The sequence below is a fragment of the Streptomyces sp. genome (assembly GCF_035645055.1).
In the GTDB taxonomy this organism is placed as follows: domain Bacteria; phylum Actinomycetota; class Actinomycetes; order Streptomycetales; family Streptomycetaceae; genus Streptomyces.
This window is the reverse complement of sequence record NZ_DASQNH010000036.1, coordinates 91862-106151: the sequence shown is the minus strand read 5'-3', so window position 1 is coordinate 106151 and position 14290 is coordinate 91862. Positions and strand designations below refer to the sequence as shown.

Annotated in this window: 10 protein-coding genes; 1 reads left to right on the top strand and 9 read right to left on the bottom strand. The window is 73.9% G+C overall.

The features are described 5' to 3' along the window. The first annotated feature begins 12 nt into the window (after nt 1-12). Nucleotides 13-1560: a serine/threonine-protein kinase gene (locus tag VE614_RS12855; protein WP_324936042.1), complete on the top strand. Its 1548-nt coding sequence runs from the start codon at nt 13-15 to the stop codon at nt 1558-1560. Between the two features lie 49 nt (nt 1561-1609). On the opposite strand, the gene VE614_RS12850 is transcribed toward VE614_RS12855, so the two are convergent. From VE614_RS12850 to VE614_RS12810, 9 genes are all read right to left on the bottom strand, one after another. After that, complete coding sequence (locus VE614_RS12850) at nt 1610-2428, bottom strand: RNA methyltransferase (protein ID WP_324935923.1); 819 nt, start codon at nt 2426-2428, stop codon at nt 1610-1612. A 64-nt stretch (nt 2429-2492) separates the two neighbouring features. Next, a complete protein-coding gene (cobA, locus tag VE614_RS12845) occupies nt 2493-3725 on the bottom strand; it encodes a uroporphyrinogen-III C-methyltransferase (protein ID WP_324935921.1) in 1233 nt (410 codons plus the stop codon). Nucleotides 3726-3863: 138 nt separating this feature from the next. Beyond that, a complete protein-coding gene (gene cobT, locus VE614_RS12840) occupies nt 3864-8018 on the bottom strand; it encodes a nicotinate-nucleotide--dimethylbenzimidazole phosphoribosyltransferase (RefSeq protein WP_324935919.1) in 4155 nt (1384 codons plus the stop codon). A gap of 346 nt (nt 8019-8364) precedes the next feature. Continuing rightward, nucleotides 8365-9591, bottom strand: coding sequence for a precorrin-6y C5,15-methyltransferase (decarboxylating) subunit CbiE (gene cbiE / locus VE614_RS12835; protein WP_324935917.1), 1227 nt, complete (start codon nt 9589-9591; stop codon nt 8365-8367). Nucleotides 9592-9691: 100 nt separating this feature from the next. Beyond that, complete coding sequence (locus VE614_RS12830; RefSeq protein ID WP_324935914.1) at nt 9692-10327, bottom strand: GNAT family N-acetyltransferase; 636 nt, start codon at nt 10325-10327, stop codon at nt 9692-9694. 125 nt (nt 10328-10452) lie between these two features. Further along, nucleotides 10453-11274 (bottom strand): MetQ/NlpA family ABC transporter substrate-binding protein, encoded by an 822-nt coding sequence (locus VE614_RS12825; RefSeq protein ID WP_324935913.1) that lies wholly within the window; start codon nt 11272-11274, stop codon nt 10453-10455. 21 nt (nt 11275-11295) lie between these two features. Then, the gene (locus tag VE614_RS12820) at nt 11296-12123 is read right to left on the bottom strand and encodes a MetQ/NlpA family ABC transporter substrate-binding protein (protein WP_324935911.1); all 828 of its coding nucleotides are present in this window, start codon (nt 12121-12123) and stop codon (nt 11296-11298) included. A gap of 71 nt (nt 12124-12194) precedes the next feature. Further along, nucleotides 12195-12932, bottom strand: a complete 738-nt coding sequence (locus VE614_RS12815; RefSeq protein ID WP_324935909.1) for a methionine ABC transporter permease — start codon at nt 12930-12932, stop codon at nt 12195-12197. After that, nucleotides 12929-13972 carry a methionine ABC transporter ATP-binding protein gene (locus VE614_RS12810; protein WP_324935907.1) on the bottom strand — a complete coding sequence of 348 codons (1044 nt, stop codon included), beginning with the start codon at nt 13970-13972 and terminating at the stop codon, nt 12929-12931. Before VE614_RS12810 ends, VE614_RS12815 begins: the two co-directional genes overlap by 4 nt. Between the last annotated feature and the right edge of the window lie 318 nt (nt 13973-14290).

Here is a 14290-nt window from a genome sequence, read left to right as displayed (position 1 = left end):
CGGGCAGCGGGGATGAACATGGCGATGATGCGCCTGAGGCGCGAGGACCCGCGCGTCGTCGGCTCGTTCAAGCTTCACCGACGGCTCGGCGCGGGGGGGATGGGCGTTGTCTACCTGGGCTCCGACAAGAAGGGGCAGCGGGTCGCCCTGAAGGTGATCCGCCCCGATCTGGCGGAGGATCAGGAGTTCCGGTCGCGGTTCGCCCGCGAGGTGTCGGCCGCCCGGCGGATCCGTGGCGGGTGCACGGCCCGGCTCGTGGCGGCGGACCTGGAGGCGGAGCGGCCCTGGTTCGCCACGCAGTACGTGCCCGGCCCCTCCCTGCACGACAAGGTGGCCGACGAGGGCCCGCTGGCCGCCGCCGAGGTGGCCGCGGTCGGGGCCGCGCTGTCGGAGGGCCTGGTCGCCGTGCACGAGGCGGGGGTCGTCCACCGGGACCTGAAGCCGTCCAACATCCTGCTGTCCCCCAAGGGGCCGCGGATCATCGACTTCGGCATCGCCTGGGCGACCGGGGCCTCGACGCTCACCCATGTCGGCACGGCGGTCGGCTCGCCCGGGTTCCTCGCTCCCGAGCAGGTGCGGGGCGCGGCGGTCACCCCGGCCACGGACGTGTTCTCGCTGGGTGCCACGCTCGCGTACGCGTGCACCGGCGACTCGCCCTTCGGGCACGGCAGTTCCGAGGTGATGCTGTACCGCGTGGTCCACGAGGAGCCGCAGCTGCACGGTGTGCCGGACGCGCTGGCCCCGCTGGTCCGGGCGTGTCTGGCCAAGGACCCCGAGGAGCGGCCCAGCACGCTGGATCTGTCGCTGCGGCTGAAGGAGATCGCGGCCCGCGAGGCCCAGGGCCTGATCGACGGCCGCCCGCCCGCGCCGCGCGCTGGTGAGGCGGACCGGCCCACCGGACGGCTCACGGACACCTATCCCGAACAGCAGCGCGGCCAGGCGTCCCGGCGCCCGCAGGGACCGTCGAGCGCGGCGGGCACGCCCGGGCCGCGCACCGGCGGGCGCGGTCCGGCGCCGGCGCGGGGCGGGGTGCCGTCGCGGGGCGGCTCGGTTCCGTCGCGGGGCGGCGGTGCGCCTCGGGGAACCGGCTCCTCCTCCCGGTCCGGGGCGCGGCCCGCGCCGGGCTCCCGGAACACTCCGGTGCCCAGGGACACGCCCGCGGGCCGGAACACTCCGACCGGCAGGAACGGCCCGGCGTCCAGGAACACACCGGTCCCACGCAATACGCCCGTCCCGCGCGGCAGCCGTACCGGCGGCGGGAAGCGTCCGGTGCAGCGCGGTGGGCCCGGGCGGCCGGCGCCCAGGAACACCGGGACGGGGCTGCGGCCCGCCAATCCGCGGCTGCTGCGGCAGCGGCTGTTCGTGTTCGTCGTGGTGACCCTGCTCGTGGCGCTCGGCATCGCCGTGGTGCAGGGCTGCCAGGGGCCGGCCCGGGGACTCGGCGGTGAGCCGGGCGGGGGCCGCGAGCGGCAGGAGCAGGTGCGGACCGACTACCGTCCGCTGGACCGGGAACGATTGATGTCCGAGCGGTACGCGTCCACGTTCGAGCGGTCCGAGTAGGCGTACGACCGCGTGCCGGGCGTCCGTACGGTGATCGTCCGGGCCGTCGTCACGGCTGCGGGCGGCCCGTCGCGACCGCGTAGAAGGCGACCGCCGCCGCGGCGCCCACGTTGAGCGAGTCCACGCCGTGGGCCATGGGGATGCGCACCCATTCGTCGGCGGCGACCAGGGCGTGGGTGGTCAGGCCGTCGCCCTCGGCGCCGAGCATCAGTGCGACCCGGTCCATGCGGTGCGGGGCGGCCTCGTCGAGGGTCCTGGACTTCTCGTCGGGGGTGAGGGCGAGCAGGGTGAAGCCGGCCTCGCGGACCGACTCCAGGCTCTTGGGCCAGGAGTCGAGACGGGCGTACGGGACGGAGAAGACCGCCCCCATGGAGACCTTCACGCTGCGGCGGTAGAGGGGGTCGGCGCAGTCCGGGGAGAGCAGCACCGCGTCCATGCCGAGGGCCGCGGCCGAGCGGAAGATGGCGCCGATGTTGGTGTGGTCGTTGACCCCCTCCATGATCACCACGCGGCGGGCGGTGCGGAGGAGGCCGGCCGCCGTGGGCAGCGGCTTGCGCTGCATGGAGGCCAGCGCGCCGCGGTGCACGTGGTAGCCGGTGACCCGTTCGGCGAGTTCCGGGCTGACCACGTAGACGGGGGCCGGGAGCTCGTCGATGACGTCGCGCATGACGTCGACCCACTTGGCGGACAGCAGCATCGACCGCATCTCGTACCCGGCGTCCTTGGCCCGCCGGATGACCTTCTCGCCCTCCGCGATGAACAGGCCCTCGGCGGGTTCGCGCCTGCGGCGCAGCTCGACGTCGGTCAGGCCGGTGTAGTCGCGCAGGCGCGGGTCGTCGGGGTCCTCGACGGTGATGAGATCGGCCACAGGGTGATACTGCCTTGCTCTGGAAGTGCTGCCAACGACTCGGAACGGGTTCTCCTGCCGGGGGTTACGCCGGCGTCACCGGGCCGACGCCGACGACCTCCCCGATGACGATCACCGCCGGAGGCCTGACCTCCTGGGCGCGGACCGTCTCGGCGACCGTGGCCAGGGTGGCGTCCACCCGGCGCTGGGCGGCCGTCGTGCCCTCCTGGACCAGGGCGACCGGGGTCCGCGGGGACTTGCCGTGCGCGATCAGGGTCTCGGCGATCTTGCCGATCTTGTCGACGCCCATGAGGATCACCAGCGTGCCGGTGAGCTTGGCCAGTGACGGCCAGTCGACCAGCGAGCGCTCGTCGTCCGGGGCCACATGGCCGCTGACCACCGTGAACTCGTGGGCGACGCCCCGGTGGGTGACCGGGATGCCCGCCGCGCCCGGGACCGAGATCGAGCTGGAGATGCCGGGGACGACCGTGCACGGGATGCCCGCCTCGGCCAGCGCCTGGAGTTCCTCCATGCCCCGGCCGAAGACGTACGGGTCGCCGCCCTTCAGCCGTACCACCGACTTGCCCTGCTTGGCGTGCTCGATGAGCGCGTTGTTGATGGCCTCCTGGGCCATGAAACGGCCGTACGGGATCTTCGCCGCGTCGATCACCTCGACGTGCGGAGGCAGCTCCGCGAGGAGGTCGCGGGGGCCGAGGCGGTCGGCGATGACGACGTCGGCCTCGGCCAGCAGGCGACGGCCGCGGACCGTGATCAGGTCCGGATCGCCGGGGCCGCCGCCGACCAGGGCGACGCCCGGGGTGCGGGTGCGGTGATGCGGGGCTACGAGGGTGCCGTCGCGCAGCCCCTCGACGACCGCGTCCCGGACGGCGGCGGTGTGGCGGGGGTCGCGGGACTTGGTGTCGGTCGTGAGGATCGCGACCGTGACGCCCTCGCTGTGGCCCGTCGCCGGGGTCCAGGCGGTGGCGGCGTCGGCGTCGTCCGAGCGCACGCACCAGACACGGTGGCGCTCCGCCTCGGCGGAGGCGGCGCGGTTGGCCTCGGTGTCGCTGGTCGCGATCAGGGCGTACCAGGCGTCGGCGAGGTCGCCGTCGGCGTACGCGCGCCGCTCCCAGGTGATCTCGCCCGCGTCCGCCATCGCCTCCACGGAGGGGGTGGCCTCGGGAGAGACGAGGCGGATGTCGGCGCCCGCCGCGATCAGGGCCGGGAGGCGGCGCTGGGCGACCTGGCCGCCGCCGAGGACGACGACCCGGCGGCCGGTCAGGCGGAGGCCTACGGGATAGGCGGGGTGTTCGGCCATGAGGGGACGGCTCCTCGTGCGGGCAGGCGGGGGCGCTTCGGCATCGGAGCAGCCCTGACGTGCGGATTTTAAGGTGCGGGCGGGGCAGACGGCAGAGGCGGTCCGATGGCTGAACACCGGACCGCCCCGTGGGGGCGCCTACTTCTCGGTGACGCCCGCCGAGTCGAACGTCGCCACCTCGTGCATCGCCCGGGCCGTGCTCTGGACCATCGGCAGGGCGAGGAGGGCGCCGGTGCCCTCGCCGAGGCGGAGGTCGAGGTCGACCAGGGGGCGCAGGCCCAGCTTGTTCAGGGCGGCCACATGGCCGGGCTCCGCGCTGCGGTGGCCCGCGATACAGGCGGCCAGGACCTCCGGCGCGATGGCGCGGGCCACGAGGGCCGCGGCGCCCGCGCTGACGCCGTCCAGGATCACCGGCGTCCGCAGGGAGGCGCCGCCGAGGAGGAGGCCGACCATGGCGGCGTGCTCCAGGCCGCCGATCGCGGCGAGCACGCCGATGGGGTCGGCCGGGTCCGGCTGGTGCAGCTCGATGGCGCGGCGGACGACCTCGGTCTTGCGGGCCAGCGTCTCGTCGTTGATGCCGGTGCCGCGGCCGGTCACCTCGGCCGGGTCGGTGCCCGTGAAGACGGAGATCAGGGCGGCGGACGCGGTGGTGTTCGCGATGCCCATCTCACCGGTCAGCAGCGCCTTGTTGCCGGCCGCGACCAGGTCGCGGGCGGTCTCGATGCCGACCTCGATGGCCTGCTTGACCTCCTCACGGGTCAGCGCCGGGCCGGTGGTCATGTCGGCCGTGCCCGGGCGGACCTTGCGGGGCAGCAGGCCCGGAGTCGCCGGGAGGTCGGCGGCGACACCGACGTCCACGATGCAGACCTCGGCGCCCACCTGGTTGGCGAACGCGTTGCAGACCGCTCCCCCGCCGAGGAAGTTGGCCACCATCTGCGCGGTGACCTCCTGCGGCCACGGGGTGACGCCCTGGGCGTGCACTCCGTGGTCACCGGCGAAGATCGCGACGGCCGCGGGCTCCGGGATCGGCGGCGGGCACTGGCGGGACAGACCGGCCAGCTGCGCAGAGATGATCTCCAGCATGCCGAGCGCGCCGGCGGGCTTGGTCATGCGCTTCTGCCGCTCCCAGGCCTCGCCGAGCGCCTTGGCGTCGAGCGGGCGGATCTGGGCGACGGTCTCGGCGAGCAGGTCGTGCGGCTCCTCGCCGGGCAGGGCGCGACGGCCGTACGTCTCCTCGTGGACCACCCAGGACAGCGGGCGGCGCTTGGACCAGCCGGCCTGCATCAGCTCGGGCTCGTCCGGGAACTCGTCGACGTACCCGACGCAGAGGTACGCGATGACCTCCAGGTGCTCGGGCAGGTCCAGGGCGCGGACCATCTCGCGCTCGTCGAAGAAGCTGACCCAGCCGACGCCGAGGCCCTCCGCGCGGGCGGCGAGCCACAGGTTCTCCACCGCGAGGGCGGCGGAGTACGGCGCCATCTGCGGCTGGGTGTGGCGGCCCAGGGTGTGGCGGCCGCCGCGGGTCGGGTCGGCGGTGACGACGATGTTCACCGGGGTGTCGAGGATCGCCTCGATCTTCAGTTCCTTGAACTGCTTGGCCCGGCCCTTGGGCAGCGACTTCGCGTACGCCTCCCGCTGGCGCATCGCCAGCTCGTGCATCGTGCGGCGGGTCTCCGCCGAGCGGATGACCACGAAGTCCCAGGGCTGCGAGTGGCCGACGGAGGGCGCGGTGTGGGCCGCCTCCAGGACGCGCAGCAGCACCTCGTGCGGGATGGGGTCGCCGCGGAAGCCGTTGCGGATGTCGCGCCGCTCGCGCATGACCTTCAGGACGGCCTCGCGCTCGGCGTCGTCGTAGGCGGGCGCGGCCGGGCCGGTGGACTGTCGTGCTTCTGCCACGGGGGCCGCGCCTTCTTCCTGGTCTTCCTGACCGGCGCCCCGGGTGTCCAGGTCGTCGGCCCGCTGTACGAGCATCACGTCCGGGTCCGCCTCGGCGGCCACGGCGGCGGCCTCCGGCTCTCCCTCGCGCGGGGCGGGGACCGTGACGGCGGGCTCCGGCCGCGGCGGAACCGCGGACCGGCCCTCCGGGGCCGTCTCCACGCCGTGCGGCGGGGTGGGGGCGAGGCGGGGGGTGGCCGGCACGGAGCCGTCCACCGGGACGAACTGCCCGGGCGGCTGCTGCGCGTCGGGCTGGGCGGCCAGGGGGGTGGTGGGGTCCTGGGCGGGTGCCGACGCGGCAGCCGGGGCGGGCTCCGGAGCCTGCTGCACGTCGGCTGCGGGTACGTCCGCCGCGGGTACGTCCGCCGCGGGTACGTCGGTGGCGAGCGCGCCGGGCTGGGCCTCGGGCTGAGTCTCGGGCTGTGCGTCCGGTGTGGGCTCAGCGGGCTCGGGGGTCTGGTCCGCGACCTGGTCCGGGGTGGGCTGCTGCGGGGCGGTCGCCGCGGGGGGCTCCGGGGCGGGAGCGGGGGCGGGCGCTTCCGGAGCCTGCTCGGGTGCGGCGACGGCTTCGGAGGCTTCGAGGGCTTCCGAAGCCTCGGGGGCGACCGGCTCACCTGTCTGAGCCACCTCGGGGGCGACCGGCTCGGGAGCCTGGGGTGCCTCGGCCACGGCGACCTCGGGGGCCTGCTCGGTGGCCTCCGGTGCGACCGCCTCAGGAGCCTGCGGCTCCTCGGCCAGGACCGGCTCGGGGGCCTGGGGCGCCTCCGGCGGGGCCACCTCGGCGGGTTCCGGAGACTCGGGCGTCCGGTCGGCGGGGGCCGGCGCCTCCGGTGCCTGCGGAGTCTCGGGGGCGGCCGCGTCGGAGACCTGCTGCTCGGGTGCCGCGGGCTCCTGCGCCGCCTCGGGCGCGGGAACCGCCTCCGGGGCGACCGGTGCCCGGCCCTGTGCGGGGTCGGGCACCGGCACCGGCGCGGCGACCGGGCCCTGCACCGGCTCGGCGGGCTGCGGCTGCGGCTGCGCGGCCTCCGCAGCGGGGGCGACCGGCTCGACGGGCTGCGGCTGGACCGGCTCGGCGGGCTGCGGCTGCGCGGCCTCCGCAGCGGGGGCGACCTGCTCGGCGGGGGCGACCGGCTCGGCGGGGGCGGCCTGCTCGGCGGTCACCGCGTCGGCGCCCGGGGCGGCCACAGCGGCGACCGGCGCGGCAGCGGGAGCCTGATCGGCGTCAGCCGGAACGGGCACGGCCGCGGCAGCTTGGTCCTCGTCGGCCGCGATCGGCACCCCACCAGGTGCCTGACCGGCGTCCTCTGCGGCCGGCATGGCGGCGGGCGCCTGAGCGGCGTCCGCGGTGACCGCTGCCGCAGCGGCGGCTTCAGCGTCGGCGACGTCATCAGCGAGCGGCGCAGCGGCCGGAACCTCACCGGCATCATGGGCGGCCGGGGCGGCCGGCGCCTCACCGGCGTCACCGGCCACGGGGGCCGCGGCGGGAGCCTCGGCCGCGTCCTCGGCCGCGTCCTCGGCCGTCGGCTCCTCGGCCGCCGGCTCCGCGGCCGGCCACTCGCCCTGGGTGACCGGCGGGACGGCCGTCCGGGCGGCCTCCGGCGCCTCGGCGTGCGGCATGGCGTCCGGAACCTGTGCGGTCTCGGTGCCGGGAAGCCGCCCGGTCTCCGGGGCCGTACCGGGGACCGCCTCGCCCTGCGCGGGCGGGGCCGTGGTGGCCGGGGTCTGGGTCGCGAGGCGGGCCATCGCCGCCTGGGCCGCGCCGACGGGCTCGGGCTGGGGTGCCGCCGGGACAACCGTTTCCTCGGGTGCGGCCTCCGTGGCGACCGGCGCGGGGGCCGGGTCCTGGCCCTGGGCGCCCCAGGGTGCGGCGCCCTGCGGGGCGACGTCGCGCGGGACGTCGAGGTATTCGGGGCCGGTGGCCGCCGGGCCCGGCTGGCGGACCGGCGCACCCGCGGGGCCGCGGTCGGCGAGGGAGCGGACCGGGCTGGCGGAGGCGTCGGGGATGGGCGGGCCGAGGTGGAGCGGACGGCGCGGGGTGATCGGCGGGATGGGCGTCGTCGGCGCGGTCGGCACGGTGCGGTTCGGCAGGCGGACACCGCCGAGGTCGACCGAGCCGCTGTCCCGGCCGCCCAGCTCGTGCGGACCGGGTTCGTGAACGGCCTCGACGACCGGCTCGGGAGCGGGCGGGGGCACCTCGTTGCCCCAGGCGCCCTGGGCGCCGGGGAGCAGCAGGTCTTCGTCCTCGGCGGGTGTCTCGGAGAGGTAGGTGTACGCCCCGGGCGCGGCGACGCCCGGCTGCTCCACCATGCCTGCGTTCTCCGGCAGCCCCTCGCCCGGGATCTGGCCGGTGTCGGTCATGCGTACCCCTCGCCCATCGGTTGATGCTTCTACGACCAGCTCACCCGGAACGGCGCACCGACCGCCCGCAGTGAAGAACGAGCGTGCGTGCCCAGCGGCACGAACGACCGCCCGGAAAAGGCGACAAAGCCATTCAGTGGCATTGTCGCGGTCGTTCCGCCGTCAGGACAGCTCGATCCACGACGGCCCGCTGTGGACTGCGCCACGTTGCGCGTCCTCCCGGTTGTCGCCGTACCACACACACCCCAAAGCGGGCGCGGTTTCGGGACATTGACCGACGGGGTGCCGGACGTCCGAGTGCGGTGCAGCGATCGGCCAGCCTACCGCGCGCGGTACGACAACCGGATCACGGGGCGCGGTCCGGGAGAACCCCGCTGAGCAGGAACGCGACGCTCCGCTCCGTCTCCGTCCAGTGGCGGGTGTCGAGTTCCACGGACTGCAGCAGGGCGCACTGGACCCGGTAGCCGTGCTCGGTGAGGTCGCGGCCGATGAGTTCGGCCGCGTCGCGGGTGCCGGCGTGGGTGACGATGCGCTGCGGGCGGCGGTCGGCGACCGCGGAGAGCACGGCCGCTCCCCCGCCACCGACCCGGACGACATCCGGTTCGGGCAGGTTCTCGAGCACATACGGGGCGGTGCCGTGGACGACCTGGAGCTGGACCCCGAAGCGGCGGGCGGCGGCGTCGGCGCGGGCGCAGGCGGCGGGGTCCCGGTCCACGGCGATGACGGCGGCACCGGCCCGGGCGGCCTCGACGGCGAAGGCGCCGGAGCCGGATCCGATGTCCCACACCAGGTCGCCCAGGCGGGGACCGAGGCGGGCGAGTTGGGCGGCGCGCAGCGGTTCGGTCTCGCCTTCGCCGAGGGTGGCGTCCGGGCCGGGTCCGGTGCCGTAGACCTCGGCGGGCAGGGTCCAGCCGCGGGGGCCGGTGGCCGGGTCGCGGCCGGCGATCCAGCCGCCGCCCTCCGCGCCGGCCGGTCCGCCGATGACGATGACGACGTTCGGGTCGCGCCAGGTGTGGTCGGCGGCCTTGTCGGAGGTGACGACGGTGACCTGTTCGCGTTCGGTGCCCAGTTCCTCGCAGATGACGAAGGTGCGGTGGACGCCGTCCAGCAGCAGACCGAGTTCGGCGGGGCCCGCGCCGGGGGCGGTGAGGACGGCCACCTTGGTGTGGGCTCGGCATACGTTCACCGCGCGTCGCAGCGTGCGGGGGTGCGCGACGGTCACGTGCGCGTCGTCCCAGGGCATGCCGGCGCGGGCGAAGGCGGCGGCGACCGAGGAGACCGCGGGGACGACTTCGACCTCCAGGCCGAAGTCGGGAGCGCGCAGGGTGCGGACGACGCCGAAGAAGCCGGGGTCGCCGTCGGCGAACACCACGGCCGTGCCGCGGTGGGCGGCGATGCGGCGGGCGGCGAGGGCGACGCTGCCGAGGCGGACGCGCTCGGCGGTGGGCGGCACCTCGGGCAGGGCGAGGTGGTGGGCGGCACCGGCCACCAGGGTGGCGGCGCCGAGCGCGGCGCGTGCCGCGGCGGTCAGCGGAGAGCCGTCCCAGCCGATCACCGTGACCCGGTCGGCCATCGTCGTCAGTCTCCCGTGGGTTCGCGCAGGTCGTCGGGGGCAGGCTTGGTGAGGGTACCTGGTGGGGGCGGGGGCGTGGCGGGTGGCCTCGCCGGTGGGTTCAGTTCCAGTCCGAGTAGGACGCGAAACCCCCGCTGTCGGCCAGTTCCTCGGCTACGCCGGCCAGGTCCTCCGGCAGCAGGCTCCACACGATCACGTCGGTGCGTACGTCGGTCCACCCGCCCTCGGTGCGGGCGCGCGCTATCCAGGCGCCGCGCAGGACGCCCTCGCTGATGCAGCCGATCTTCTGGGCGACCTGCTGGGAGGCGGTGTTGTCGGCGGGGGTGCGCAGCTCCAGGCGCTCGAACTTCTGGTCGTTGAAGAGCCACTGGGCGGTGGCGAGGGCGGCTTCGGAGGCGTAGCCCTCGCCGCGGGCCCAGGGCGCGACGACGTAGGCGAGTTCGCTGGAACGGACCCGCCAGTCGGTGTTGCGCAGATGGACGATGCCGACCAGGCGCTGGGTGAGGAACTCGGTGACGGCGAAGACGATGCCGCGGCCCTCGACGCGCTCGGCGGGGGCGATGGCGGTGATCCAGGCCCGGGCGTCGGCCTCGGTGTAGGGGTGCGGTACGGAGGTCCAGGCGACGACGAGTTCGTCGTTCATCATCTCGGCGAAGGCCTCGGTGTCCGGCTCCTCGAAGGGGCGCAGGACCAACCGCTCCGTGCTGATGGAGATGTTGGGGAAGGTGCTCGTCATGCGCCGCTCCGTTACCTTTTGAACCGTCAGGGCCTGCTGAACTGCCCAGCATGCAGCATGAAAGCACCGAACCGCACCACGGGGCCCCTCCTCACCGGAGGGGCCCCGTGGTCGCGTGTGCCGGGTCAGCCGGCGGTGACCGGCAGCACCGAGCCCTGGTACTCGTCCTCGATGAACTTCCTCACCTCGGGGGAGGTGAGGAGGTCGGCGAGCTTCTCGATCCGCGGGTCGTCCTCGTCGCCGCGCCTGACGGCGAGGAGGTTGGCGTACGGGTTGTCCTTCGCCGACTCCAGGAGGATGGCGTCCTCGGTGGGGCTGAGACCCGCGTCCTGGGCGTAGTTGTTGTTGATGACCGCGGCGGTCACGTCGTCGAGCGAGCGGGGCAGCTGGGCCGGTTCCAGTTCCTTGAACGTCAGGTTCCGGGGGTTGGCGGTGATGTCGGCCGGCGAGGCGTCCGTACCGGCGTCCTTCCGGAGCGTGATCAGGCCCTCGGACGCCAGGAGCCGCAGGGCGCGGCCCTCGTTGGTGGTGTCGTTGGGCACGGCGACGACGGCTCCGTCGGCGAGCTTCGTGACGTCGTCGGTCTGCTTGGAGTAGACGCCCATGGGCGGCAGGTAGGCGTCCACGACCGGGACCAGGTCGGTGCCCTTGGCCTCGTTGAAGTCGTCCAGGTAGGGCTCGTTCTGGTAGAGGTTCGCGTCCAGCGAGCCTTCCTGGAGGGCGGTGTTCGGCAGGACGTAGTCCGTGAACTCCCGGATCTCCAGCTTCAGACCGGCGTCCTCGGCGAGGTTGTCCTTGATGTACGTCAGGACCTCGCCGGCCGGGACGGCGGTGGCGCCGACGACCAGGGTGTCGTCGGCGGCACCGCTGCCGGGTCCCGAGCCGCAGGCGGTCAGGCCGAGGGCGAGTGCCGCGGCCGCCGCCGTGATGAGAGGGGTCTTGCGCATCGGGAGACTCCCCTCGACGGGTCAGAAGGACGCGATGACCGAACCGGCGTACTTGTCCGCGATGAACTTCTTGACCTCGGCGGAGGTCAGCAGCCGGGCGAGCTTCTTGACGCGCGGGTCGTCCTCGTCGCCCTCCTTGACGACCAGGAGGTTGACGTTCGGGTTGTTCTCGGGCGACTCCAGGACGAGGGCGTCCTCGGCCGGCTTGAGGTCGGCCTGGAGCGCGTAGTTGCCGTTGATCACGGCCGCGTCGACATCCTTGAGGGAGCGCGGGGTCTGCGCCGCCTCCAGCTCCTTGAACTTGAGGTTCTTCGGGTTCTTCGTGATGTCGGCGGGGGTCGCCTCGGTGCCGACGCCGTCCTTCAGGGTGATCAGGCCGTTGGCGGCGAGCAGCTGGAGGGCGCGCGCCTCGGTGACGGTGTCGTTGGGGACGGCGATGGTGGCGCCGTTCTTCAGGCCGTCGACCTTGTCGGCCTTCTCGGAGTACAGGCCGAGCGGCTCCAGGTGGACCGAGGCGACGGACACCAGGTGGGTGCCGTTCTTCTTGTTGAAGTCCGCGAGGTAGGGCTCGGTCTGGAAGTAGTTGGCGCCCACCGAGCCGTCCTCGGTCGCGGTGTTCGGCGTGACGTAGTCGGTGAACTCGCGGATCTCGAGGTCCAGGCCGGCCTTCTCGGCCAGGTTGTCCTTGACGTAGGTGAGGACCTCGGCGTGTGGGACGGGCGTGGCGGCGACGACCAGCGGTCCGGAGGTGTCGGAGGCGGCGTCCTTGTCCGAGCCGCAGGCGGTGAGCCCGAAGGTGAGGGCTCCGGCGGCGAGGACGGCGGTGGTGATCTTGGCGGTGTTACGCACGAAAAGTGCCTTTCCTTATGGGTGATGCGACCCCGTCGTGGGTGGACGGGAGTTCGGGGGCGCCTGCGCGCCTACGCGATCTTGCTGACGTCGGCCGCCGCCGGCTCCTTCGCCTTGAGCAGGCGGAGCTTGGGACCGGGGCCGGAGCGGGCGCCGCGGCGGTGCACGGAGCGGGCCGCGTAGTCGCCGGCGAACTGGATGAGGGAGATGACCACGGCGAGGATCGCCACGGTGATCCACATCAGGCCGGTCTCGAAGCGCTGGAAGCCGTAGCGGACCGCGAGGTCGCCGAGGCCGCCGCCGCCGACCGTGCCGGCCATGGCGGAGTAGCCGATGAGGGCGATGATCGTGGTGGTGGTGCTGGCGATCAGGGAGGGCAGGGACTCGGGCACCAGGACCTTGCGGACGATGGTCCAGGTGTTGCCGCCCATCGACTGCACGGCCTCGACCAGGCCGTGGTCCACCTCGCGCACGGCGGTCTCGACGAGCCGGGCGAAGAACGGGATGCCGCCGATGGCGAGCGGGACGATCGCGGCGTAGCTGCCGATGGTGGTGCCGGTGATCCAGCGGGTGAAGTCCATCAGGGCGACCATCAGGATGATGAACGGCATCGAGCGGCCGATGTTCACGATCTGCCCGATGACCTTGTTCACCGCGGTGTTCTGCAGCAGTCCGCCCTTGTCGGTGAGGACCAGCAGGACGCCCATCGGCAGGCCGAGGACCACGGCGATCAGGGTGGACCAGCCGACCATGATCAGCGTTTCGGTACAGGCCTGCTCCAGCAGGGGCTGCATCTCCGACCAGGTCACTTGGCACCTTCCTTCACCAGCGCGGGCGTGTTCTCCGTGGCACCCACGACGTCGATCTGCAGGCCCTGCTCGCGCAGGAAGCCGATCGGCACGACGTTGTCCTCGTAGCGGCCGGGCAGCTCCAGGCGCATCCGGCCGACCTGGAGTCCGCCGACGGTGTCGATGGCGGCACCGAGGATGGAGATGTCGATGTTGTAGGTGCGGGCCAGCTGGGAGATGACCGGCTGGGTGGCGGCCTCGCCGTGGAAGGTGACGTCGAGGACGGTGCGGTCGTCGGCGGAGGCCTCGCCGCCGACGGGGAAGAGCGCGGCGGCGAGCTGGGAACCGGGAGTGGCGAGCAGCTCGCTGACGGTGCCGGACTCCACGATGCGGCCCCGTTCCATCAGCGCGGCGGAGTCGCAGATCGACTTCACGACGTCCATCTCGTGGGTGATGAGCAGGACGGTCAGGCCCAGCTGCCGGTTCAGGTCGCGCAGCAGCTGGAGGATGGAGCGGGTGGTCTCCGGGTCGAGGGCGCTGGTGGCCTCGTCGGAGAGCAGCACCTTGGGGTCGCCGGCCAGGGCGCGGGCGATGCCGACGCGCTGCTTCTGGCCGCCGGACAGCTGGGCGGGGTAGGCCCTGGCCTTGTCGGCGAGGCCGACGAGGTCGAGGAGTTCGAGCGCCTTGCGGGAACGTTCCTTCCCGGACGTGCCGAGGATCTCCAGCGGCAGTTCCACGTTGTCCTGCACGGTCCGCGAGGACAGCAGGTTGAAGTGCTGGAAGACCATGCCGATCCGGCTGCGCGCCTGCCGCAGCTCGCGGCCGGCGCGGGGGCCGCGGCCGGCGAGCGCGGTGAGGTCCCGGCCGGCGACGGTGACCGTGCCGGAGGTGGGGCGCTCCAGGAGGTTGACACAGCGGATGAGCGAGGACTTGCCGGCGCCGGACTGGCCGATGACGCCGTACACCTCGCCTTCGCGGACGTGCAGGTCGACGCCGTCGAGGGCGGTGACCTCGCGGCCGCGTGAGCGGTAGACCTTGGTCAGGCCCGATGTGGTGATCACGTGGATTCCGTCACTGTCGAGTGCGCGGCGCGAGGATGGGCGCCGGGCACGGGGCGTTGTTCTTCGGGGGGCTTCGGAACGCGGCACGGCTCTCGCATGGCGGGAGACCGGGGAGATACCGGTGCGCGGGGCGGCTCGTTCCGGGCGCGGGGCGCCATGGCGGACACGAGCGGGCACTCGCTTCGGGGCGCGAGGCTCAGATGGTGCGGGGGCCCTCTAGAAGGCGCACATTCGGCACGGACACATACAAGCAGCACCGGGCGTCATGGTCGCCTCGGTCGCAAGGATGCGGCTGCTCGTCGTGGTCATGCGATCAGT

Bases quoted from the DNA above. Each gene is read 5' to 3' on its own strand.
- cbiE (WP_324935917.1), bottom strand. From the start codon at position 9,591: ATGGCCGACCGGGTCACGGTGATCGGCTGGGACGGCTCTCCGCTGACC.
- cobT (WP_324935919.1), bottom strand. From the start codon at position 8,018: ATGACCGACACCGGCCAGATCCCGGGCGAGGGGCTGCCGGAGAACGCA.
- VE614_RS12855 (WP_324936042.1), top strand. From the start codon at position 13: ATGAACATGGCGATGATGCGCCTGAGGCGCGAGGACCCGCGCGTCGTC.
- VE614_RS12825 (WP_324935913.1), bottom strand. From the start codon at position 11,274: ATGCGCAAGACCCCTCTCATCACGGCGGCGGCCGCGGCACTCGCCCTC.
- VE614_RS12830 (WP_324935914.1), bottom strand. From the start codon at position 10,327: ATGACGAGCACCTTCCCCAACATCTCCATCAGCACGGAGCGGTTGGTC.
- cobA (WP_324935921.1), bottom strand. From the start codon at position 3,725: ATGGCCGAACACCCCGCCTATCCCGTAGGCCTCCGCCTGACCGGCCGC.